The following is a 229-nucleotide window of genomic DNA, read 5'->3' as shown; positions in this document are numbered from 1 at the left end:
CCGCGCGGTTCGCTGCGGTTGCGCTCGATTATTTCCGCCGCGCCCTCGGCCTCCACGCGCGTGGCCAGGCAACGGTTGTAGTAGGCCTGGCCGATCTCGGTCAGCGTGCAGTGCCGGCTGGTGCGGTTCAGCAGCCGCACGCCCAGACGGTCTTCAAGGTCGGCGATTCGCCGGCTGAGTTTTGACTTGGGCATGTCCAGCGCCCGCCCGGCCGGTGCGAAGCCGCCAT

General features: G+C 69.0%; 1 protein-coding gene. It reads right to left on the bottom strand.

Annotated elements, in window-relative coordinates; translation table 11 throughout:
* Nucleotides 1-229, bottom strand: a 229-nt coding sequence (locus tag SB719_RS23055) for a LysR family transcriptional regulator (protein WP_412160175.1), incomplete at both ends; no start/stop codon positions are given.

Source organism: Pantoea sp. SIMBA_079 (assembly GCF_046940275.1).
Lineage (GTDB): Bacteria > Pseudomonadota > Gammaproteobacteria > Enterobacterales > Enterobacteriaceae > Pantoea > Pantoea borealis.
Note: the sequence above shows the minus strand (reverse complement) of the source record. Positions and strands in the feature narration are given on the sequence as shown.